The following is a 21,022-nucleotide window of genomic DNA, read 5'->3' on the forward strand; positions in this document are numbered from 1 at the left end:
GTACACCATGAACACCGCCCCCCTCCCCACACCCCGCCACGACCAACAAGCCGGCCACTGGTGCCGCACCAGCTGCCTCCCCCTGGCAAACACAGAACACCCCGCCCGCGCCGCCAGACACCACGCCCGGGACACCCTCACCCACTGGGCCGCCAACCCGTCCACCCTCGACGACGCCACCCTGATCGTCTCCGAACTCGTCACCAACGCACACCAGCACACCCTCAAGGGCCCCGCCGATCTCTGCCTCCTCGCACACGGCGACTGGCTCCTCATCTCCGTACGCGACACCTGCCCCACCCTCGACGCCCCTGAGTCAGGCACCCTCATCGACGCCGAACACGGCCGGGGCCTGGACATCGTCCGCAACCTCGCAACCGTCTCAGGCTGCAGTACCACCAACACGGGGAAGAGCGTGTGGGCCCTGCTCATCACCCACGACCCCTGAGAACCTGCACGCTCCGCGACGTCACACCAGGGCAACACGCGAGCAAGGCCCCACCACCCGATGCCGCAGACGCCATGGCGAATGAGGCGAATCCCGCACCCACTGCAGGGCCGACACGGCGTTCACCCGTTGCTGCGGGTAGTGGCCGCGCGCAAGAGCGGGACCCGACTGCGAACGACGGCGCGCTCGCCGAAGCCAGCGCTCTTGCGCCCCTATCCGTCGCCGACACCCTCGCACCCGAACTGCTGTGCTCCGTGGTGCTGTTGCTTGCCGTTGCATTGAGGGGAGCGGCTGCGCGGCCGCGAGCAGGCGGCCCGCGTGCTCACCGTCACCGTAGCCTGCGCGGGCGGCAGCCAGGTCGAACGCGGCTGCCGTCTGCCGCTCGGCGCCTCGGCGCACACCGACGACCTGCGCGACCTCGCCCACGACCTGCTCGCCTCCCTCGGTATCCAGCGCGTCCGGGTGCGGGGCCTGGCCCTGCGGTGCGAGGACCTCGTCGACGCCGCCGTCGTCGCCGAGCAGCTCTCCTTCGAGCCGGAGCGGGCGCACCGGCTGACTGCCGAGAAGGCCGTCGACCAGCTCAACAACCGCTTCGGGCCCCGCACGGCCGGCCCCGCCGCCACCTACCGGCGCGCCGGATGACGAAGGACCGGGCTGCCCGGGATCTGCCCCCGGACGGCGACCGGCTCCGCGTCCTGGAGCTGTGGCTCCAGCTCTCCCTCCAGCGGGTCCGGGACCGCATCGCCGACCTGGAGCGCCAGGAGGCCGAGCGCCGCCGCGGCCTCGCGGCCGTGCCGCCGGTGCCGGACTGGGTGGTTGAGACCGGTTCCGGCCCGTCTCCACGACCATGTCGGCGGCTGCCACATGGCCGGCAACCGCGTGCACGCCGTCATAACTGGATGGCGCACGCCTTCCCCTCACCTCCTGCATCTCAGAGGCCGCCGACCATGCCGTCGCCTGACCCACAACCGCCCGGTACCCAAACCGCCCCTTTGCGCATGCCGAGGGGCAGGGTCGGCGGGTGGCGGCACTTCGCTCCCTTTCCCGTGCTGCCCGGCCGGTTGCGGCGCTGATCCCTGGCCCGGATTTCCAGCGCCTGTCGCCGCCCTTCGGTCGCCACCGGGGAGGGGCACGAAGGCGGGTTCCGAGGGTTCCCGCGAAACCCCTTGCACAATGGTCAAGAAACGTTGACCATTGCTCGCATGCCTACCGATGACCTGCCAGAGGCGCTTCACGTCACGACGGACGAGCAGCTGCGAGCCGTCTCCAATCTCACGCGCCACCGCATCATGGCTGTACTCCGCTTCGAGCCGGCCACGATCACGCAGATCGCCGAGCGCGTGGGACTCGCGAAGGGAAGCTCCAGCTATCACGTCCGTCTCCTGGAACGGGCCGGCCTGGTGACGGTGGTACGCACGCGCAAGGTGCGGGGGGTCACCGAGAGGTACTACGCCATGGCCGCGCGCACGATCGTGCTCCCGGACCCGGGCGAGGGCGGACCGGACGTGCTGATGCGGCACGCGGTAGCGGACCTCGAGGCGTCACCGGCCGCCGATCGGCATGTACGGATGGCCCATCTACGGCTCACCGACGAGCAGTTCGCCCAACTCGGAGCAAGGCTGCAAGCACTGGCGGACGAATACCGCGAGCTGTCCGATCCCACGCTGCCGGATGCATCGCTCGTCTTCGCGCTCTTCCACCCCACCTCGCGCGAGCAGGGCGAAGGGGGCACCGAGTGACCACTGCCAAGCTGCCCAGCGGCTTCGGACGCCTGTGGACCGCACAGACGGTCTCCTCGCTCGGCGACGGTGTCTCGCACGCCGCGCTGCCGCTGCTCGCACTGACGCTGACGCGGGATCCGATGGCGCTCGCCCTGGTCACGGCCGCCGGAACGCTGCCCTGGCTCCTCTTCGGAGTGCTCGGCGGTGCGCTGGTGGACCGCTGGGACCACCGCCGCACGATGTGGATCGCGGACACGGCACGTGCCCTGTTACTCGCGATATCGGCGGCCGCGACCGCGCTCGACGGCTTGAGCATCCCGCTGCTCGCGGCCCTCGCCTTCCTCCTCGGCCTCGGCGGACTCCTCTTCGACACCGCCGCCACGGCCTACCTGCCGGATCTTCTCGGCCGCGAGCCCGCACTCCTGGAGCGTGCCAACTCCCGCCTGCGCGGCGCCCAGACCGCCATGGCAGGCTTCGCCGGACCGCCCGCGGGCAGTGCACTGCTCGCACTCGGCCGGGCAGTACCGCTCCTCGCAGACGCCGTCTCGTTCATGATCTCCGCACTCCTCGTCCGTACACTGCCCGCCACGCCCCGGCCCGTCCCCCAGGCCAGGGACCCGCTGCTGCGACAGGCACGCGCCGGCGCCTCCTACGTCTTCCGGAATCAACTGCTGCTCGGCCTCGCACTGCGCCCGGCCGTCGGGAACATCGCCTTCCTCGCCGTGGAGACCGTCCTCGCCCTCTACGCCCACGACCACCTCGGCATCGACACCTACGGCTTCGGCCTGCTCCTCACCGCGGAGGCCGCCGGCGGCCTGCTGGGCGCCGCCATCGCCTCCTCGCTCGGCCGACGGCTGGGCACCGGAACCGCACTGACCTGCACGGCGGCCCTCGAAGGGCTGGCCATCCTGTGCCTGGCCGCCGCCCCGAACCCGTACGTGGCCGGACTCGCACTCGCCGTCTGCGGAGCCGGCATGGGCGCGACCATGGTGCTCGCGCCCTCCCTGCGACAGGCGATCGTCCCCGCCCACCTCATGGGCCGGGTCGCCTCCACCTCCCGCATGCTCGCCATGTGCGCCGCCCCCATCGGCGCCTTCCTCGGCGGCTGGCTGGCCACCACCTACGACATCCGCACCCCGCTCTACGCCGCGGCCGTCCTCCTCCTGGCGATGACCGCTGTCACGGCCACCATGACCAGCAACCGCCGCGTCCAGGAGGCCTTGGCCGCCGCCTCGGCCGACAGTCCGGATCACCCGGCGCCCCGGAGCCGGGCCGAGAACACCGCGAAGACGGACGCCTGATCGGCCAACCCGTGGGCTTCACCCCGCTCGACACCTACAGCTGAGCGAACCTGCGCTGGTCCYTGCGCTGCAACGCCTGTGGACGGACCCAGCGCATCCGTCTCGCCGACGAGCTCACCCGGCGCGGGAACCCGAACAACMCACCGTCCAAGGGCTGCCGATGGTGCGCGGCCACAGCCGCGTGAACACACCCGCTGTCACGCCCTGCGGCCCGTTGATCTCCTGATGCCCGACCCCGGCACCCCGGCCGCCGAGGTCTCCTCACGGCGGGGGCGCCGCCTTCGCCGCCGGCCCTGCCAGGCGCACCGAGCGAAACCRGTTCCGACGGTGKGCCGGGCCGGGCCGGTGCCAGCCCTGCACCGTGCCGGAATGGAGTGTGCGGGAGCGGCCCCGGGCCCCGGCCACGCGTGACGCGAGGCAGCCCGGCCGGGGCTGACTCACCATCGAGCCGAGCGTAGCCGCCGTCGGCCACCAGCGCCCCGACCGGTGTGGCCGCGCCCTCTTGCGGCGGTTGCCGCTCTCGGCTATGCCTGGGGCGGGACGCGCGAGTGCGACGAGTATCCCTTCGCCACCACACACGAGGGTGCCGCACAGGCAGATCACGACTCGGAAGCCAAGCCGTTCAAGTTCTCGGTCCTCCCGGTGGCCAAGGCCGACAACGGTGCGGCCGGCGGTCTGCTCCTCGGCTTCTGCGCGAAGAACCGTCTCGTCGACGGCCTCGATGACGGCTACATGGTGAAGATCGACTCGTAGCCACGGCCGGGGGCGTGACGCCCGGACGGCGACGGGGCACGCCCCCACCACCGGGTGCAATGGCGCCCTGCTACTCCGCAGGTCAGAAACGGACAAGGTAGCGCTCCACGCCGTCTACGGTGCCCGTCTCGGCAGACTGGCGTTCGGCCTCGACCCGGCCGGCCGAGTGCACCTGCACGTCCCAAATCCACGCAGCACTCCAGCAATCTCATCGCGGCGACCCGCGATGGTCAGGCACCATCGCCTTCGACCCCGAAATCGAGCACACCTGCCGTGCCATCCCCACCCGCCTTGTCCGAACGTCGTGAACGCGCCCGGGGTCCGAAGTGAGAGAGGCACCCGCTGGGGCGGCCGCATCCTCAAGGCCGCGGCCTGGCGACATTATTGTCGAGCCAGCGCACGGCATTCCATGAGAGGCTGGACGGCATGGGGGTAGCGTCGGGGGATCAGGGTTCTCGGGAGTTCCTGGCAGGAATCCGCGTGGGCGACGTATGCAGCGGGACTGTCGCAGAGGTCACACGGTCTCGGGGGGTGACGGTCACCCTGGACGGATTCTCTGCACGCCCGCTGGGGACCATCTGGCCTTTGGACGTCTCTTGGAGTTGGAATCAGTCTGCGGTCGTGAAGGTCGGCCAGCGGATCACCGCCGAGGTGATCGCCATTGATCTGGACGAGGGGCACGTCCGGCTGGCAATGACCGCCACTGAGAACCCGGACCTGTGGGCGTTCCTGAAGTCACGTCACCGTGGCGAGATCCTTTCCGGCACGATCGCGGCAATTGAACGGTTCGGCGTGTTCGTGGCGCTGGACGACGGCCCCGACCATCCGGTCTTCCCTGGCGTCGGGTTCATCGCGATTCCCGAACTGTCGTGGCGGCACATCGAGGCAGTTTCGGACGTCGTGCAGGTCGGGCAGCGCGTCTCGTGCGAGTTCCTCCAGTTCGACACGTGGAACGGGGAGGCCAGGCTGTCCCTGAAAGCGACACAGCCGGACCCATTCCGGGCATTCGCCGACAGCGTCGCGGTTGGCCAAACGCTGCAGGGACAGGTCACCAAACTGGTCCCGTTCGGCGTCTTCGTCCAAGTCGCCGACGGCGTTGAGGGACTGGTCCATCTTCAAGAACTCACCTCGACGCCCGTGGCAACTCCGCAGGAGGTCGTCGAGGCAGGCGACGAGGTGACGGTCGTCGTCACGGATGTCGACCGAGAGCGGCGCAGGCTGACCCTCTCCCGATGGCAGGTAACACCTGACCATTGGTGACGGGCACATCGGCGTGCTCGACCTCATAGAGATCGTCTCCGCCGTCGTTTCCCGGGATGGTGTTGGGCTGGATCTGCAAGCTGGTCCCGTCAGCCAGGGTGGCGACGCGGTAGGTGCCGAGGAAAGAGCTGTCACGCTGTCACGCTCGGTGAAGGTCACGGCCAGCCTGTCGGCGAGTACGGCCGACAACTCCTGAACCGAGCATGAGGCGGTGCCTAGATGTCGAACGTGTTCATCAGCTCATTGTCCTCAGGCCACCCTCTCGCCTGCCGCCAGGGCCATGTCGGCCGCTGCCTAATAGCCGACAGGCCGGGGCTTCGGTGCCCCTCAGCGTTCGCGCCCCGCAGCCGTTGCCCATGCTGTCGAGGCGCGCTCGTACGGCCGGGTCGACACAGCACTCGGCGGCAACTGAACGGCGGACAGCGGGCCCTCCCGCATGGCGAATTGTCCGGTCAGGCGCTGCGAGCGGGCGACCGCGCCGTTCGGGCGGCGGACGGGAGCTCACTCCGGTGCACTCGCAATCCACCAGGGTCCCCCCTTCGCCCGCACCCCAACCAGCCCGGCCGACCGCCTCCGCCCCTGCGGCCGACGACCACTTCGGCGCATAACAGAGCAACGCCAGCGTCGAATTTCCGTGGATGCGCCTGGCAGCGGGCGAGCTCGTAGGGGATCGCCCGGGCGGCGAGGCCGCGGCTCGGCGGCCGCGCACAGTGAGGCGGAGCCGGCCACCACGGCGCCGGACGCCGAGGTAACGGAGACAGCGCTCACGACCGGTCACGGACGACATGGCGCGACGCGCCGAGCCGGGAATCGACGCTTGGAGCGTGTTTCCTGGGTGCTGTCCGTCGTGCGAAGCTGCACGGCATAGCGTCTTCGACAGTTCGTGGTCTGCTTCTCCCCACCCTGCTGACCTCGCTCATGGAACACGGTGTGTGGCGCCACCCCGGTGATGCCGTGGTGGGCGAGGTCATCCCGTGGTTCGAGGATCCGTGGGCCTTCCTGCCGGATGCGGAGCAGATGGAGTGCCAGTCCCGGCCGGGCTGCCTCGCGTCACGCGTGGCCGGGGCCCGGGGCCGCTCCCGCACACTCCATTCCGGCACGGTGCAGGGCTGGCACCGGCCCGGCCCGGCMCACCGTCGGAACYGGTTTCGCTCGGTGCGCCTGGCAGGGCCGGCGGCGAAGGCGGCGCCCRCGCCGTGAGGAGACCTCGGCGGCCGGGGTGCCGGGGTCGGGCYRCAGGAGATCAACGGGCCGCAGGGCGTGACAGCGGGTGTGTTCACGCGGCTGTGGCCGCGCACCATCGGCAGCCCTTGGACGGTGCGTTGTTCGGGTTCCCGCGTCGGCGAGACGGATGCGCTGGGTCCGTCCACAGGCGTTGCAGCGCACGGACCAGCGCAGGTTCGCTCAGCTGTAGGTGTTGAGCGGGGTGAAGCCCTGCTCCAGGGCCAGTTGGGCGGGGCTCGTACCGCCGTAGGGTGCGGGGAGCGGGACCGGCAGGTGGGCACCGCCGTGGCGGGTGGTGCTGGCGGCGTGCTCCTGCCAGTAGCGGGCGTCGGCCCGCCATCAAGCCCGCACGAGCGCGTCGTGGCGACGGGCGGGGATACCGCACCCGATCAGGAACGCCCGCATCTGCTCCAGGCTGGGACGGTTGACCTTGCGCGTGCCCAGGCTGGTTTTGTTCACGTTCAGCAGCAGCGTTTGTCTGCCGGTTTGGGCGTCAGTTGGTGATCACTGGACCATGGAATGGTCACGAGAGATAGCGTCAGCGCATGGACCAGCGCGGCCTGGACCGCTGGCTCGGAGGTCAGGGGGACATGTTGGCGCCCCGGAACGACGTTCGCCGCCTGCCGATTAACCTCTCCTCTTGGGGGGTGGGATTGTGGAAAAGTCGATCTTGGTTGAGTCCATCAGGTACTCCGCTGTGTGCCAGGGATGCGGTGCCGAGGCGGAGTGGTGCGGTGTGCAGGCGCTGGCGGGCGAGGTGCTGCGGTGGGCTGTTGAGACGACGTGTCCGGCCTGCGGGTTTGCCCTGGCTGCGTGTGGCGGTGACCTGCCGGAGGAACTGCGGGGCCGGCTGCTCTCCGAGCACGAGCGGGCAAGGTTGCGGGTAGCCCCGCCGACGAGGAACGCCGCCATCATGCGGGTGCTGCGGGCGGAACTCGGCATCGGCCTGGACGGCGTCCGGGCCGTGCTGGAGCAGGTCTTGACCGGGCAGTACTCAGGGACCCTGCCTGAGATGGAGCTCCTGGCGCGGAAGCTGCGGGCATCAGGCATCGAAAGCGGCCGCTTCGCGGACGGTGGATTGAGTGAGCCTGCTGGGCGGAACGACTGGGTTCGGCGAGGACGGCCCGCCGCCCGGAGGGCGGCGGACCGTCGAGGTAGGTAGTGGCAGGGATCAGCCAGCCTTGGGTGCCTCCTCAGCGCGGGCTCGGGTGCTGGCGAGGCGGTAGGAGTCGGTGCCGGTCTCGATGATGGTGCCGTTGGAGGTGAGGCGATTGACGATGGCCGCGCGGAGGCGGGGGTCGGTGAAGGTCTTGGTCCAGCCGCTGAACGACTCGTTGGAGGCGATGGCGACGCTGCCCTTCTCTTCGCAAGGAAATCCACCCTAGATTGGCGCGACCCCAGGTCAGCAGTGTGATCCTTCGCCGTCCTGGCCCCGCACAGCGGTGAAACGCTGATCCAACAGGTCCGCACACTCATGGATTCCCGGCCTCGGCGCGCTTGCGCGCTCACGCATCACTGCGATGGCCTGCACGTCGCAACCAGCAGCAACCAGACGGTCCACCTCCCGCCGGTCCTCAGTCGAAAGGCGTCGCCACAAAGAGTCGTTCACCCCATCATTGAACAGTCTCCGGGCTGATCTCGACATGCAGGTCAGACGCGGCATTGCCCCCCGCCGGAACAAGACGCTCTTTGCAAGAGCGGCGCTCCCGTAACTGTCCAGAAGACGGTGGACGGCGCTCAAGCCCCTGGCGCCCACGGCCCTGCAGAGACGATCATAGTTGCTCTACTGGTCGTAGCCAGGGGGGTGGCAGCATGTCAAAAAGAGATGGCGGAACAGCGGCGCGCCGCGACGCGATGCGGATCGTCAGTCAGTTCGAACGTGACGGCTTCGTCGCTGTGGAGAACGTGCAGCGTGCAGAATTCGGAGTCTGGGATCGCGTTACACCAAGCTGGATCATACTCACTGCTCTGCAGATCGCTCTGCGCCTACGCGGCGATAATAGCGACGCCAGTACAGAGTTGATTCCCGCAGGTTCCGTTTCGAAAATTAGCCCGGAGAATCTGGAGCGGATCATCGACGCTCTGCGTGGAGATGTGGCAGAAGTCGAAGAAGTAGTGAGACGTGACCTGATTTCCCTTGACTCTGTGGTTCGCATGCTCGTAGCCGTGACTAACTTGGATGCGATGTCCGATGAGGAAATAGGCTTCATCTTTCGACATGCCGAGAAATTTTGCCAGGAGGCGCTGGAGCTCCAGGAGCGCAGTTCCGTCGGAGACGCCGTCGGGGGTCCCAGGGATATCGATGAAGTGAATCTATCGGCAGAGTACTTCAGTGATCTTGGCGGATTGCGGATCCGGGTACTGCCGGAAGCTGAACTGCAGCCGATGAGGGCCGATGGTGAAATCGTAGCCGTCACGGTTGTGCAAGCAGGGACGGCTATACAGCTGCAAGCATTCCGCACTTCCGATGAATCGTCATGGGCGTCGATTCGTGGACAAATGCTGAGTAGGCTGCACGCTCTAGGGGCCACCGCTCAAGAGTGGGTCGGGCTGGCCGGAATTGAAATCAGAGCTGCCGTTCCAGGGGATATCGGCGGCCGGTCAATTCTTCAGAGTATCCGAGTGCTGGGATTCGATGGACCAGGGTGGGTGCTCCGCGGAATCATCAGTGGAACCGGTGCTGCTGAAGAAAGTGACGACGAGTGGGCGTACGAGGTCTTCGCGGGAACAGTTGTCGACCACACCTTCAGGCCCTCCGCGGGCGGGTCCTCCATAGTCCTCAGGTGGCCTCCGTCAGTATGAGCTGAGAGATCGAAAACCGCCGCTATTCTCCGCATTGGTGCAAACAATGAAGCGACGCACCATCCTCGCCGCCACCGGAGGAACAGCGACTGCAGGAGCCGGAGGCGTGGCAGCCGCACGCACAAGGAGGGCGGGAGCCACCAATCCGCCAGCACCATTTGCCTAACTGTGGATGCACCAGCAGGTCCCAGGCGGGTGTAGCCTGTGCCATCCTGCACGACGACAGGCAGTAGTTTGACCGCGTCGGCCAGGGCACGGCCTGCAATGCGTGCACAGGGGCTGCAGTCGTGACGAGCGGGGCAACGGTCGGGGCGAGCGCGGAGAAGCCGCGTGCAAGGTTTTTGATCACGCCCGTGTTGATACCGGTCCGGCCGACCTGCCGGCCCTGCCCGGCGTGCCACGTCACCCGGATGAGCTCTCAGGTTCACCTGGTGAAATGTACCCGCTCACCCAAGGCGGCACTACCGCAAGCGTGTTGTGCGTCGAGTTGGTCCGTCCGTATGCCGTGACCAGCAGGACGCGGTCCTCCAACGGGAGACCCAAGGCCGTCGGCGTGGTGATTCTGGCCGATGTCGTGCCGCACCGTAGTCACCAGCTTGCTTAAGCTGCGGGCCGGCTGGTCGAAGTGCGGCCGGGGTGGTTCAGCGTGGCCGCGGCCGGGGATTCGGCATGAGATCACAGGGTCCCCTCGGCGCGGGCGGTACGACACATGGGCCACGGTCGATGCCTCGTACGCGCCGGGACTCCGCAGGTGGTGGCGGCCAGCCCGGTCCGGGGCGTGGAAGCGTGCTGGGACATTGCAGCAGGGGCTGCTGTCAGAGGGCCGGATCCGGCGTCGCGGGCACACCGACGTACACACCGCTGCGTCGAGCATAGGAAGCCACACAGCGGCAGCGGGCCCACTCCCAACCACCACCCACATCACGACGGGTGCCGACGACTACCCCAACGTTCGCGGTCGGCCTGGGGCACGGAGTGATCCACGCGCCGTCGCAGCGCCTCCCGGCCCAGCCGGGCCGCCTCCAGGAAGGCTTCATCGCGCCGTTCGGCCCAGCCCGAGGGCGGCGCGGGCTCGAGTACCCGCTCCCCGCCCCAGCACGAAGGCCCGGGCCGCCAGCCGATGCTTGTTCTCACCGCATACTCAAGCTCTCGACAAGCGAGACCCCGCGCGGGGCCCGAGAGGCGCACTGGGAGACTGCAACGAGTTGAGTCTCTTGGGTGGGGGCGGATATGAACCGAAGACTGCTCGGTCTGGTATGCACGCTGACCCTGGCGATATCGGCGAGTGCGACCGGCTGCTTCGGGCGCTACGCCCCATGCCCGGAGGCGGGCCAGCGGCTGGAGGGACGCAGCACGAAGGATCTGGCCGGTACCTATCGAAGCGCTGTCGGACGATTGACGCTCAGCAGCGACGGGACGCTCACCGCACTCGGGTGGCCCGCAAATCTTGAAGGAGCCATCGGTGACCCGCAGAGCAGAACCGGAAGCGGAACGCGGAAGCGGACTCCCGCCGACGGCTCCGACTGGCCTGTCCTCTTCACCTTCCACAGGATCAGCGGATACTGGGACAGCGACGTCAGCGGTGGCTATTACGGAGACGGGCTTCACGTCAGCGGCAGTCGCGAGAACCCGCACCTCTACAGATACGTCGGCGACCCCGACAGCTGTGAACTCGACACCTTCATGCGCAACCGCTGGGAGCCGGTCTCGAACCCGGGTTCCGCTGCAGTTGGCTGACGTGTCAGTGGGTGCAGCTACCTTCGGCGCCATGCCGATGAATGCGAACCCGTTCTCTGTACTGTCGACCGAGCCTTCGGGTGAGAGGTTGGGTCTAGGCCTGCCGCCGGGCTCACTCGTCACCGAAACCCACTCGGGCTCGTGGCCGGAACCCTTGCTCTGGGTTGCCGACGGGACCGCCGCTTCAGGTGCCTGGGCCGAGTACGCGGCGACCAGGGATGCGGTGGGGCTTCGACCCCTTCTCCTTGAGGATGATGCGCGCATTACGGGCTGGTGGAAGGGCGGGTTGGACCCCGGCATGATGTCGGCTCCCGGCGATCACGACGCGGAGGCAGTCCTTCGAGAGTTCTGGCACGCTGCGGTGACGGACACGGACGAGGAAGACGAGGATGCGGGTGAAACCATCGCCCCGTACTCCAGCAGCTGGCCCGGTCTGGCCCAGAGACGACCGATAGTTGCAGATCCGGACGCGACCGCTGCAGAAGTCGCCGCCGGACTCGTAGAACACCGGCTCTCAAGCCCTCGGCTCGCCCTGGCCCCCGCAGTCTGTTCTGCGGATATCCCGGCAGTCATCGGCTGGACGGGGCCGCTCAACCACGAGAACGATGTGGCTCGCCTGTGTGCCGTGCTCCGATCATGGGAGGACCGCTTCGGCGTACGGGTGGTTGCCCTCTCCTACGACCGTCTCGACCTGTCCGTGGCGGCGCCCCCGCAAACGGTGGAGGAAGCTCTCCCGGTCGCCGTGGAGCACTTCGCCTTCTGCCCCGACAACATCTGGCAGGGACACGAGACCTTGCGCCTCTACGCGGAGGATGCCCTGGTGGGCAACGCTCACTGGACGTTCTGGTGGGACTGAGTAGTTGGAACCTCCGTCGCCGTTGATCTTCTTGCCCGCGTCGCCGCAGGCCCCCTTCCGACAGTCGAGGCGGGCTTCACGGACTGGGAGCCGATGACGGTGGCCACGGCCCGCGGGCCTTTGCCCATACGACAGAAGAGAAACGATCATGCTGGCCAGATAGCTGCACTCGGACAGGACTGCCCGCCTTGCCAAGCTCGTTGACGAGTGCCGGCCGCTGTTGGCCGGGGCGGCGGGATGGCCGCCGTGCAGCAGCTGCTCAGTGAGCGGCGAGTCGAGGTGCTCGACGCGGTGGTGGTGACGCGTGAGCTGCTCGGCGCGGGGCCAGACTCTCTCGCCCAGGCGAAGACCACCGTCTTGACCAGCCCGGGCAGAGGGCGTGAGCTGAGGACACACCAGCAGTTCACCGGCGCCCCCTAACGCATCACGACGACCTCGACCAAGCCAAGCCACGACACCGGGTACTGCCACCCCCGCGGGGCCGGAGTGACGCCCTCAGGTCCTGCCTGCCCCAGGCCCTCAGGCTGCCGGTTTCCGGCTCCGCGGCGGCACGGTGGACGCAGCGACCAGATTTTGCGGCCCTCGTCACCGGCGTCGGTGCCGCAGCCACCGTGCCGTCGACAGCCGTCAGCGAAGCCAGGACGGCCCCGTCGTCCTCCGCCCCGGTGTGGCTGAGAGCACGGCCAGGGCCCCCACCGCGATCGTCCGCCCTGTCTGATGCCTTCACCGTCTTGTGGACCCACGACACGTGCCGAGCGCTGCGCGAGGCTGGGCGGGTGGGCGAGCGGCCGCCGGTTGCCTTCAGTGGGGTGCACTCCTCCCTGCCGGCGTGGTCGGGCGCTCGCACGGGGGACGAGGGCGCGGGCGGATGCGGGGCTCAGGCCGTGCACGTGGACGCGACGCCCGTGCGCTTCGATGTACCCGTATCCGGTGTCCTGCTCACCAGACTTACCTGGCGCAATCGCCTAGGGCAGACCCGCGGCCTGAAGCACATAGCCGACGGTCGTCCGGAAAGATCGATCAGCCTTCAGGGCTTCTACCGCCTGACTCCCGAGGCCGCCGACGAACTGGCGGAAGTCGTCCGTTCTGCTTGACGGGACCGGCGCTCGGCCATCTCCCCGTCACCCCGCCAGGGCAGGCACACCGCCTGCGAGGCCCTTCCGCGGCCCCGCCTGCACGACCATCGCCGCCCTGCTGCGCATTGGGCCTACAGTCACCCGAACCAGCCTCAGCCCGCGCCCATCGCGTCACCGGGCGAACCCACCCGGGTCAGCCGGCACGCCACCCTTGACCCCGCAGCAGCCTCGCGGACAACGCCCGGGCGCAGCAGGCCCGGACACCGTGAAAGACCCGAGTACGAGGAGGGCCGTCCGATCACCGAATCCGAGACCCACCGCGTCTCATGCGCCACCCTCGCGGCCGGCCGTACCTCACCGGCCCGGACAGCGCTCCTGGACTACCTGCACGCGCACATCGCCCTGCAGGACAAGCTCGACCACCACGGCGCCGCAGGCTGGGTACACCGGCACCGCACCGCGCCCGCACTTGCCAATTGGTAACCTGTAGGTTACTAATCAGGTGTGGACCCGTTCATCGCCCTGGCCGACCCCATACGTCGTGACCTGCTGCGCGCGCTCGCCTCCGGCCCCGCCCGGGTAGTCGACCTCGCGGCGCGGCACCCCATCAGCCGTCCCGCGGTGAGCAAGCATCTGAGACTGCTCACCGAGGCCGGCCTCGCCACCGTCGAGGACCGCGGACGGGAGCGCCACTACGCCCTCGCCCGCGCGGGCCTCGATCCGGTCCGGGAACTGGTGGACGAGCTCAGCGGGCGCCGCCCCCCGATCCCTGAGAGCGCGTTCGACGCCCTCGATCTCGAAGTACGCAGAACCGTCCGTGACCGCCGGGGTGACGGCGACGCCGTGCCCGATGGAGAACGACCTCAGGAGGAATCCGCATGAACAGCACTCCCACCGGCCGCCGCGAGACCATCGACGGCCTGGACAGCGTCGCGTTCGACCGCACGTTCCGCGCCGGCATCGAGGACGTCTGGGCGGCGGTCACCGAGTCGGACCGCCTGGCCCGCTGGATCGGCGCGTGGACCGGCGACCCGGCGTCCGGCGCGGTCGACTTCCGGATGCTCTTCGAGGGCGACGAGCACCAGGCCGAGGTACTCACCATCCGGGAGTGCCGGCCCCCGCACCGTCTGGTCCTCGAATCGCACGTCCCCGGCCAGGACCACACCTGGCACATGACCCTGACGCTCGTGGAACACGAGGGCACCACCAGGCTCACCTTCAGCCAGTCCGTGGGCGACGACCCCGCGATGGCGGGTGGGGTGGGCCCTGGCTGGGACTACTACCTCGACCGCCTCGTCGCCGCCGAGACCGGCGGCGACCCGGCCGCGGTCGACTTCGGCGACTACCACCCGGTCCACGAGAAGCACTACCTCCAGATGTTCAACTGATCGACCGGCGGCCGACCGGCGCGGGCGCACAGTGATCGTCCATACTCTTCCGAGCCTTGGACCAGGCAACGAAGGAGCATCATGCGATCCGAAAGCCCGACCCATCCGCCGTCCCCGGCAAGCCCGTTGAGTTCTTTGAGCCCCTCGAGCCGGGGAGGCACGCCACGACCGGCCGGCGCGCGGCGCGGACAGGTCCGCCGGGCCGGCCGGCTCGCCGTGCTGGGGGCCGCCGGGGTCGCCTTCCTCGGCGGTGCTGCCCTGCTGCCTCCGGCACCTGCTGCAGCCGCCGGTGTGGCCGCGAAGTCCCGGCCCTTCGCGGTCGGCGGCGACGGGTACACCTGCTTCAGGATCCCCTCGATCATCACGACCCGGTCCGGTGCCCTGCTCGCCTTCGCCGAGGGCCGGGTAGACACCTGCGACGACATAGGCCACAACGACATCGTGGTGAAGAAGTCGGTCGACGGCGGGCGGACCTGGGGCGCGCTGACCGTAGTGGCCGGGGCGGCGGCCGGAGACGACGACGCCCACGGCAACCCCTCGCCCGTGGTGGACGCGGTGACCGGCCGCATCAGCGTGCTCTACGCCACCAGCGACTGGAAGTTGAAGGAAAACGGGACCCGCGACCGCGGTGTCCGGAACCTGCGCGCCGTCTCCAGCGTCGACGAGGGTGCCGGCTGGCGCGACGACAGACCGCTCCCTCATCTGAAGGGCGACACCTGGAACTGGGTCTCCACCGGCCCCGGCCACGGCGTCCAGCTGACCCGCGGAGCCCACCACGGCAGGCTCGTCGTCACCGGCGACCACCGCGACGACCTCGGGACCCCGCTCGACGCGTCGGACGACATCGGCGGAGGCCAGCTGTACTACAGCGACGACGGTGGCCTCACCTGGAACCTCGGCGCCCGCCACGCCACCCCCATCAGGAGCACGACCGTGACGGTGACGAACCCGGGCGAACTCGCGGTCGTGGAACGCACCGACGGGTCGCTGTACGTGAACGCCCGCAGCAGCGCGGCCTGCGGCTACAACGAGCGCCGGCTCGCGGCGCTCAGCACCGACGGCGGCCGGTCCTTCACCGGGCTCCCCGACCCCTCGGCGCCCGGCTCGGTCCTCGCACCCTTCGGGCGGGTGCCGGTGTCCGACCTCGACGCCCCGCCCGTGTTCGGCTCCCTGATCAGGCTGCCGCCCAAGGACCTCGGCGGCACCCAGGACCGCATACTGTTCTCGGCTCCCTCCCGCTCCGGCGGCAGCGTGTCGGACCGGCAGCAACTCGCCATCCGCTCCTCTGACGACGAAGGGGCCAACTGGTCGGCCTCCGGCCTGCTGGTGGGCCCCGACCGTGCCGGGTACTCGGACATGAGCCTCATCGGCGCGGACTCGGTGGCCCTGGTCTACGAGACGGCCGTCAACACCTCCCACGGCAACATCGACTTCACCACCTTCAGCCCGTCCCAGGTCACCGGTGCGACGACGCAGGTGCGTCTGCCCCGCACCTCGGACCCGGTCGGCGCCTACCGTGACGACGCGGCCGTCCACGGCGGTGCCGCGCTGACCCCCCGCGGCTCCGGCACGGCCATCGCGCTCGACGGCCAGGATGACCACCTCCGGCTCTCCAGCTGCTCACCCGACCTGGACCTGTCGGCCGGCGACTTCACCGTCACCGCCCACTTCCGGCACACCGAGTCCGACGGTGCCCAGCCCATCTTCTGGGCCTACGGCAACGGAACCGGAGCGCAGCAGGTGTTCCTCAAGGCGGAGCGCGACGCCGCCAGGGGAACCGAAGCCCTGCGCGGTGTGGTCAGCGGCAGCGGCGGATACACGGAGGCGAGGCTCGACTCCTCCTACCGCGACGGGCAGTGGCACCATGTGGCCCTCGTCCGCGAGGGGGAGTCGCTGCGCCTGACCGTCGACGGCGCTACGACCGCCATCGCGAGCGGCGGGACCGGGGACGTCAGCCCCGACGGGCCCTACGACATCCACCTCGGGACCCGACCGGACCGCCTGGAGCACTTCAGCGGCGCGATCGACGACGTACGCGTCTACAACAAGGCGCTGGACCCCACCCAGATCAGCAACGTGCGCGGCGGCTCCCTGACCGAGAGCGAGGCGAACGCCCGCCTCCGGCTGGGTTTCACCACGCTCTGGTAGCCCGTCAGAAGCCGGTGGCGACGCCGAAGGCCGTGCGCAGCCGTGCCACGCCCTGCCGGTCGCGTTCGGCGGGCCCGTAGCCCTGGTGGAAGAAGACCTGCTGCTCGGCGGACAGGCACGCAACCGGTGTTCCCCGGACGGTACCCGTCACGAAGCAGGACGCGGGGTGGGGGAACGGGCTCCGCGGATCGGGTGACTCCTGGACCGCGGAGCCGTCCCCGGTGAATACAGCAGCAAGTACGTCTACTACTGGGTCGGCACCTGGGACGCCCAAGCCCGCCGATGGACCCCCGACACCACCGAACCCCGGCTCATGGACTACGGCGACCACTTCACCGGCCCCACCTGCCAAAGGCGTCGCCCTCGACGAGGATGCGACGCCAGGCTCAGCCGCTCTTTGATGCTTGACCGTCCGGAGCGTGCTCAGTGGGCGGCTCAACCGGGTTAGTCGGTCGGCTCTGTCACATGGGAGGGAGTAGCCGCGAGGCTGGCAAGGAGTTTGAGGTGGTCTTCGGAGGTGCTGCCAGATGCGGCCCGGACGGTGTGGGCGTCGGCCCCTGGAACTGACCTACCAGTCCGTCGACCTGCCCGTGTCGTAGCGAGCCGTGCACGACTTGAGTCTCCACACCGGCGACAGTGCCGGTAGAAGGTGGCGTGCGCGAGGCCGAGGCGCCGTTCGACCGCGGTGAGGGTACGGACACTGTTCTCGCCGACGCCACCGCTCGCGGTCATCCTTCTCCACCGTCAAGCTCCGGACCAAGGTCACCCGAGACGCCGGCAGCCCGGCCGCGGCCTTGGCCATGGTGTTCAAGTTCGTCGAATCCGCCCAGGCCCGCTGGCGGGCGATCACCGGAGCCCACCTGGTCCCACTCGTTCGGGCCGGGGCCCTCTCCGAGAACGGCCTGCTGGTCGAACGCACCGAGAGCCACGCGGCCTGAGGAGAATGCCAAGATGACCGTCTCCGACACCTACGGCACGAACTCCTACACGGCCAAGGAGTTGGCCGGCCTGCTCGCCGACCGATTCGACGTGACCTTTACCGAACGCGAGAGCGACTACCTCGGCTTCTACTTCCTGGCGACCCTCGCCGACACGCCCCGCCTCCAGGTCCAGCCGAACGCCATCCCCGGAGACGACGGGGAAGACGATCTCTACGACGACGAGCACCCCGACGTGTCGGTATTCCTGCTCATCACCTCGCCGACCGGCGCCGAGCCTCTCAACCACGAACTCTCGGCGGTCGGAGGACTCACCAGGCTCCGATCAACTCGAAGCTGAGCAACTGCCGATCCACAAGTCTTGACTATTGCTCCCAGCCAGGATGCCCTTCTGGTTCCTTGCCACGCCGCAGATCCGCCCGCCATGCAACCACGACGCATCACGCCGTGCCGTTCAGCCCTGCTTCAGCGCTGTGCGCCGCCCTGACCTTTGTCGTGCAGCGACTGCTGTTCGACGCGCCCAGGCACCCGGTGCTACCTCAAGGCTGCTACGGCAGGCAGGTGCCCGGCGGACGAACGGTCCGCCCCTTGCCGGATCTCGCTGACGACGTGCCGAATCTGTGCGATCAGCGCAGTCCGAAGCGCTCGGCCCAGGCGGTCACATCGGTGCTCGTCGCGTTGCCGCCGCAGAGCACCAGGCCGAGCTTGGCACCCTCACCGACACGTTCCAGGACCTGGCGTGCCGCGGGCAGCAGGCATCCGGCAGCGGGCTCGGCCCACACCTTCGCGTGCTCGGCCAGATCGAGGGTGCCCTGCACGGCCTCGGCGTCGGTCACCGTGAGGACATCGGTGACCAATGCGGAGACGTGCTCGTAGGTGAGCTGTGAGGCGCTGGGAGCGCTCAGTGTCGAGACGATCGAGGACAGTTCGACCGGCACCGGCCCGCCGCGGGCCAGGGCCGCCGACATGGCTCGTGCGCCTTCGGTCTCCACACCCCAGATCCGCACGCCGGGACGGCGCGCGTGCAGCGCAGTGGCGACCCCGGAGATCAGCGCCCCGCCACCGATGCTGACGAGCAGGTCGGTGAGCTTCCCGGCATCCTCTGCGAACTCCAGGCCGACTGTGCCCTGGGCAGCGATGACGACGGGGTCGTCGAAGGGGTGGACCAGGGTGAGCCCCTTCGTCCGGAATTCGTTCACGAGGGCGAACGCGCCGTCCATGGTTTCAGCGATGACGACGCTCGAGCCAGCGGCCTCGGCAACGTCCACGGCGCGGCCGGGGGCCGACCGTGGCATGACGATGGTCGCCCTGATGCCCAGCGCGCCAGCCATGACAGCGAGCCCGATGCCGTGGTTGCCGCCGCTCACCGTTACGACACCAGCGGCGCGCTCAGACTCGCTCAGCGTGAGCAGCTTCGCCGTCGCGCCGCGCGCCTTGAAGGAGCCAGTGCGCTGCAGCAGCTCCAGCTTCGCGGTGACAGGCGCGCCCAGGAGCGCGGACAGCCCGTGGCTCGGCACTGTCGGGGTCCGTATGACATGCCCCGCGATCCGCGCGGCTGCGGATTCCACGTCCGCGGCAGTGATCAGCACGTTAACCTCCGTCACATAGTCCAAGCCGCGGTGACCGGGATCCTTGTCATCCACGGCGCCCACGTGGGCGCCGCTCCTGCCCACGCGGATCAACCGCACGGCAGGCCGATGATCCTAGCCACCAGTGACAGGCCGGCCCCGGCATCACGACGGATCACCACGTACAGAGCGACCTTGGACGTCTGCAGCACCCGGGCTCCCTCCTCGTGCGGGAGCAACCGCTGTCCCGAAGCAAGCACCCAGGTGTTCCCGGAAGTCAGCAACCTTGCTCTCCCGCGGATCCGGCGTTCCCGCTGCTGAGCAACAGGCGTGGCTGCCGCGACCATGCGCCTGGATGACCCCTCGACGACCTCAGCCCCGTCGTCGCCGAATCGAGCTGTAGAGAGAACGGCTCCGCTACCGGCGTACCGCTCCTGAAAGGGACGGACATGGGCCGCCCGGACCGGGCGGCCCATGAGCGCTCCGGGCCCGGCCCGGCCACAGGCCCTCCTTCTCTGCCTGCGCTTCCGTGGCCTTGAGCAGAGCGTCCGGCGCGAGGACCTCGCGTGCGGTGGATACGAGCCGCACCCACCGGTGCCCCGACCCGGCAGTGAGGTTGATGGCCATCAGACGCAGCCGGGTCACCCGCTGTGCGATACCGGAAGGCACCGGCGGCATCGCGGCGAAGAGGTCCAGGTCGTCTCGCGTCTGAAGGACGTGCGCTGCCCGCGCCCACCACTCCTGCGGCACGCCGTCCTGGCTGTCGGCGGTGGCCAGCGTCGCCAGGAGAACGACGTCCTGGACCTGGGCGAGGAAAGGCTCGCGGTCGACCTGCCATGTCCGCGGTCGCTGGCCAAGGCGGGTGGCGAAGACCTGGTCGGTCAAGCGGTCACGCACCACTGCCCGGGCGGCGTGCCCTGCCGCGGCAATGGGATCAGATGTCATCTGCGGCCCCCGTCTTGACCAGTGCGGGCACGGCGGCCGACAATTCCTGAACAGCAGGTGGTGCCGCAGGTATTGAACGCCGTCCCAGTCCGGCGTGTTCGAGCGACCCCCTGCTGCCCGTCAGTGGGTCTCCCGGCCGGGTGCGCCTGCTCGGTCCTTGTCGAGGGTGAGGAGCGCGCGGTTGAGAACCTCTGTGACCTGGCCGAGGGCCGAGATCGTGGTTGCGATCCCTTGCGCCTGATAGTGGTCGAGGACCGGAGCGGTCTCGCTGCGGTATACCTTCAGTCGCTGTCGGACCGTTGCCTCGCTGTCGTCAGTGCGCTGGTAGAGCTCCCCGCCGCAGATGTCGCAGAGTCCCGGCACGTCGGGCGGGCTGAACTCGGTGTGGAAGATGTGTGCGGGCTCGTTTCGGCACACACGCCGTCCGGCGATCCGTCTGACCACCTCGGCCTCTGCGATCTCCAGACCGAGCACAGCATCCAGCCTCGACTGCGATGCGGCCAGCATGCCGTCCAGCGCCTTCGCCTGGGCAAGACTGCAGGGGAAGCCGTCCAGCAGGAATCCGGCCCGGGTGTCGGCACGGGCGAGACGCTCTCGGACCACGCGGATGGTGACCTCGTCCGACACCAGAAGCCCGGCCCGTAAGCGCGCCCGATCGTGCTGCCCGAGCAGGGTGCCGTGGTCGATGTGCTCACGGAAGAGATCACCGGTGGAGATGTGCTGGATCGACAGATGTGCGGCAAGACGCGCGGCCTGGGTGCCCTTGCCGGATCCGGGGGGTCCGAGGAGGAGGATGCGCATTGATGCGGTGTCCCTTCGTCATGATGGCCGTCGAGTCGTCTCCGGGATACGCGATC

The 21,022-nt window shown here is 69.0% G+C and carries 17 protein-coding genes and 4 pseudogenes; 14 read left to right on the forward strand and 7 right to left on the reverse strand.

The genetic code is table 11. From position 1 onward, the window contains the following. The 5 genes from EAO77_RS28985 to EAO77_RS29010 form a co-directional block, all read left to right on the forward strand. Nucleotides 1-448: ATP-binding protein (locus tag EAO77_RS28985; RefSeq protein WP_222723703.1), on the forward strand; the 448-nt coding region annotated here is incomplete at its 5' end. A gap of 291 nt (nucleotides 449-739) precedes the next feature. Further along, nucleotides 740-1,090 carry a hypothetical protein gene (locus EAO77_RS28990; protein WP_147991300.1) on the forward strand — a complete coding sequence of 117 codons (351 nt, stop codon included), beginning with the start codon at nucleotides 740-742 and terminating at the stop codon, nucleotides 1,088-1,090. Nucleotides 1,091-1,650: 560 nt separating this feature from the next. Then, nucleotides 1,651-2,187, forward strand: a complete 537-nt coding sequence (locus EAO77_RS28995) for a transcriptional regulator (protein WP_147991301.1) — start codon at nucleotides 1,651-1,653, stop codon at nucleotides 2,185-2,187. Between the two features lie 11 nt (nucleotides 2,188-2,198). Then, the gene (locus EAO77_RS29000) at nucleotides 2,199-3,470 is read left to right on the forward strand and encodes an MFS transporter (RefSeq protein ID WP_147991433.1); all 1,272 of its coding nucleotides are present in this window, start codon (nucleotides 2,199-2,201) and stop codon (nucleotides 3,468-3,470) included. Nucleotides 3,471-4,649: 1,179 nt separating this feature from the next. Then, complete coding sequence (locus tag EAO77_RS29010) at nucleotides 4,650-5,483, forward strand: S1 RNA-binding domain-containing protein (protein ID WP_147991303.1); 834 nt, start codon at nucleotides 4,650-4,652, stop codon at nucleotides 5,481-5,483. Between the two features lie 2,395 nt (nucleotides 5,484-7,878). Here EAO77_RS29010 and EAO77_RS29020 read toward each other — a convergent pair. After that, nucleotides 7,879-8,073 (reverse strand): annotated as a pseudogene (locus EAO77_RS29020) (ATP-binding protein); the annotation flags it as partial. Nucleotides 8,074-8,519: 446 nt separating this feature from the next. Between EAO77_RS29020 and EAO77_RS29025 the strand changes: the two are divergent. Then, nucleotides 8,520-9,509 carry a DUF3710 domain-containing protein gene (locus EAO77_RS29025; RefSeq protein ID WP_147991304.1) on the forward strand — a complete coding sequence of 330 codons (990 nt, stop codon included), beginning with the start codon at nucleotides 8,520-8,522 and terminating at the stop codon, nucleotides 9,507-9,509. Nucleotides 9,510-9,974: 465 nt separating this feature from the next. On the opposite strand, the pseudogene EAO77_RS41495 reads toward EAO77_RS29025, so the two are convergent. Then, a pseudogene (locus EAO77_RS41495) lies at nucleotides 9,975-10,063 on the reverse strand (IS5/IS1182 family transposase); the annotation flags it as partial. Between the two features lie 676 nt (nucleotides 10,064-10,739). Here EAO77_RS41495 and EAO77_RS29030 point away from each other — a divergent pair. Both EAO77_RS29030 and EAO77_RS29035 read left to right on the forward strand, forming a co-directional pair. Continuing rightward, nucleotides 10,740-11,246: a hypothetical protein gene (locus EAO77_RS29030; RefSeq protein ID WP_147991305.1), complete on the forward strand. Its 507-nt coding sequence runs from the start codon at nucleotides 10,740-10,742 to the stop codon at nucleotides 11,244-11,246. Between the two features lie 31 nt (nucleotides 11,247-11,277). Further along, entirely contained in the window at nucleotides 11,278-12,102 is an 825-nt protein-coding gene (locus tag EAO77_RS29035) for a DUF4253 domain-containing protein (RefSeq protein ID WP_147991306.1), read from the forward strand. An 18-nt stretch (nucleotides 12,103-12,120) separates the two neighbouring features. Here the strand turns inward: EAO77_RS29035 and EAO77_RS29040 are convergent. Beyond that, nucleotides 12,121-12,230 (reverse strand): annotated as a pseudogene (locus EAO77_RS29040) (IS5/IS1182 family transposase); the annotation flags it as partial. Between the two features lie 79 nt (nucleotides 12,231-12,309). On the opposite strand from EAO77_RS29040, the gene EAO77_RS29045 reads away from it, so the two are divergent. The 4 genes from EAO77_RS29045 to EAO77_RS29065 all read left to right on the forward strand — a co-directional run bounded on the left by EAO77_RS29045 (nucleotide 12,310) and on the right by EAO77_RS29065 (nucleotide 16,714). Continuing rightward, a complete protein-coding gene (locus tag EAO77_RS29045; RefSeq protein ID WP_147991307.1) occupies nucleotides 12,310-12,522 on the forward strand; it encodes a hypothetical protein in 213 nt (70 codons plus the stop codon). A gap of 1,160 nt (nucleotides 12,523-13,682) precedes the next feature. After that, on the forward strand, nucleotides 13,683-14,060 hold the full coding sequence (locus tag EAO77_RS29055; RefSeq protein ID WP_147991308.1) for an ArsR/SmtB family transcription factor: 378 nt from the start codon (nucleotides 13,683-13,685) through the stop codon (nucleotides 14,058-14,060). Next, on the forward strand, nucleotides 14,057-14,566 hold the full coding sequence (locus EAO77_RS29060) for an SRPBCC family protein (protein WP_147991309.1): 510 nt from the start codon (nucleotides 14,057-14,059) through the stop codon (nucleotides 14,564-14,566). The genes EAO77_RS29055 and EAO77_RS29060 overlap by 4 nt, the downstream gene beginning before the upstream one ends. A 291-nt stretch (nucleotides 14,567-14,857) precedes the next feature. Further along, nucleotides 14,858-16,714: a sialidase family protein gene (locus EAO77_RS29065; RefSeq protein ID WP_187283468.1), complete on the forward strand. Its 1,857-nt coding sequence runs from the start codon at nucleotides 14,858-14,860 to the stop codon at nucleotides 16,712-16,714. A gap of 4 nt (nucleotides 16,715-16,718) precedes the next feature. Here EAO77_RS29065 and EAO77_RS29070 read toward each other — a convergent pair whose 3' ends face one another. Then, complete coding sequence (locus EAO77_RS29070) at nucleotides 16,719-17,045, reverse strand: nucleotidyltransferase domain-containing protein (RefSeq protein WP_410088731.1); 327 nt, start codon at nucleotides 17,043-17,045, stop codon at nucleotides 16,719-16,721. 397 nt (nucleotides 17,046-17,442) lie between these two features. Here EAO77_RS29070 and EAO77_RS29075 point away from each other — a divergent pair. After that, nucleotides 17,443-17,652 (forward strand): annotated as a pseudogene (locus EAO77_RS29075) (IS256 family transposase); the annotation flags it as partial. A gap of 13 nt (nucleotides 17,653-17,665) precedes the next feature. Beyond that, on the forward strand, nucleotides 17,666-17,992 hold the full coding sequence (locus EAO77_RS29080; RefSeq protein ID WP_147991311.1) for a hypothetical protein: 327 nt from the start codon (nucleotides 17,666-17,668) through the stop codon (nucleotides 17,990-17,992). A gap of 286 nt (nucleotides 17,993-18,278) precedes the next feature. Here the strand turns inward: EAO77_RS29080 and EAO77_RS29085 are convergent, their stop codons facing one another. The 3 genes from EAO77_RS29085 to EAO77_RS29095 form a co-directional block, all read right to left on the reverse strand. Then, nucleotides 18,279-19,238, reverse strand: coding sequence for a threonine/serine dehydratase (locus EAO77_RS29085; RefSeq protein WP_147991435.1), 960 nt, complete (start codon nucleotides 19,236-19,238; stop codon nucleotides 18,279-18,281). A 399-nt stretch (nucleotides 19,239-19,637) separates the two neighbouring features. Beyond that, the gene (locus EAO77_RS29090; RefSeq protein WP_147991312.1) at nucleotides 19,638-20,105 is read right to left on the reverse strand and encodes a hypothetical protein; all 468 of its coding nucleotides are present in this window, start codon (nucleotides 20,103-20,105) and stop codon (nucleotides 19,638-19,640) included. Between the two features lie 180 nt (nucleotides 20,106-20,285). Next, nucleotides 20,286-20,966: an adenylate kinase gene (locus tag EAO77_RS29095; protein WP_147991313.1), complete on the reverse strand. Its 681-nt coding sequence runs from the start codon at nucleotides 20,964-20,966 to the stop codon at nucleotides 20,286-20,288. Nucleotides 20,967-21,022 lie beyond the last annotated feature (56 nt).

Origin of the sequence: Streptomyces sp. T39, from assembly GCF_008042045.1 — a bacterium.
Taxonomy (GTDB): domain Bacteria; phylum Actinomycetota; class Actinomycetes; order Streptomycetales; family Streptomycetaceae; genus Streptomyces.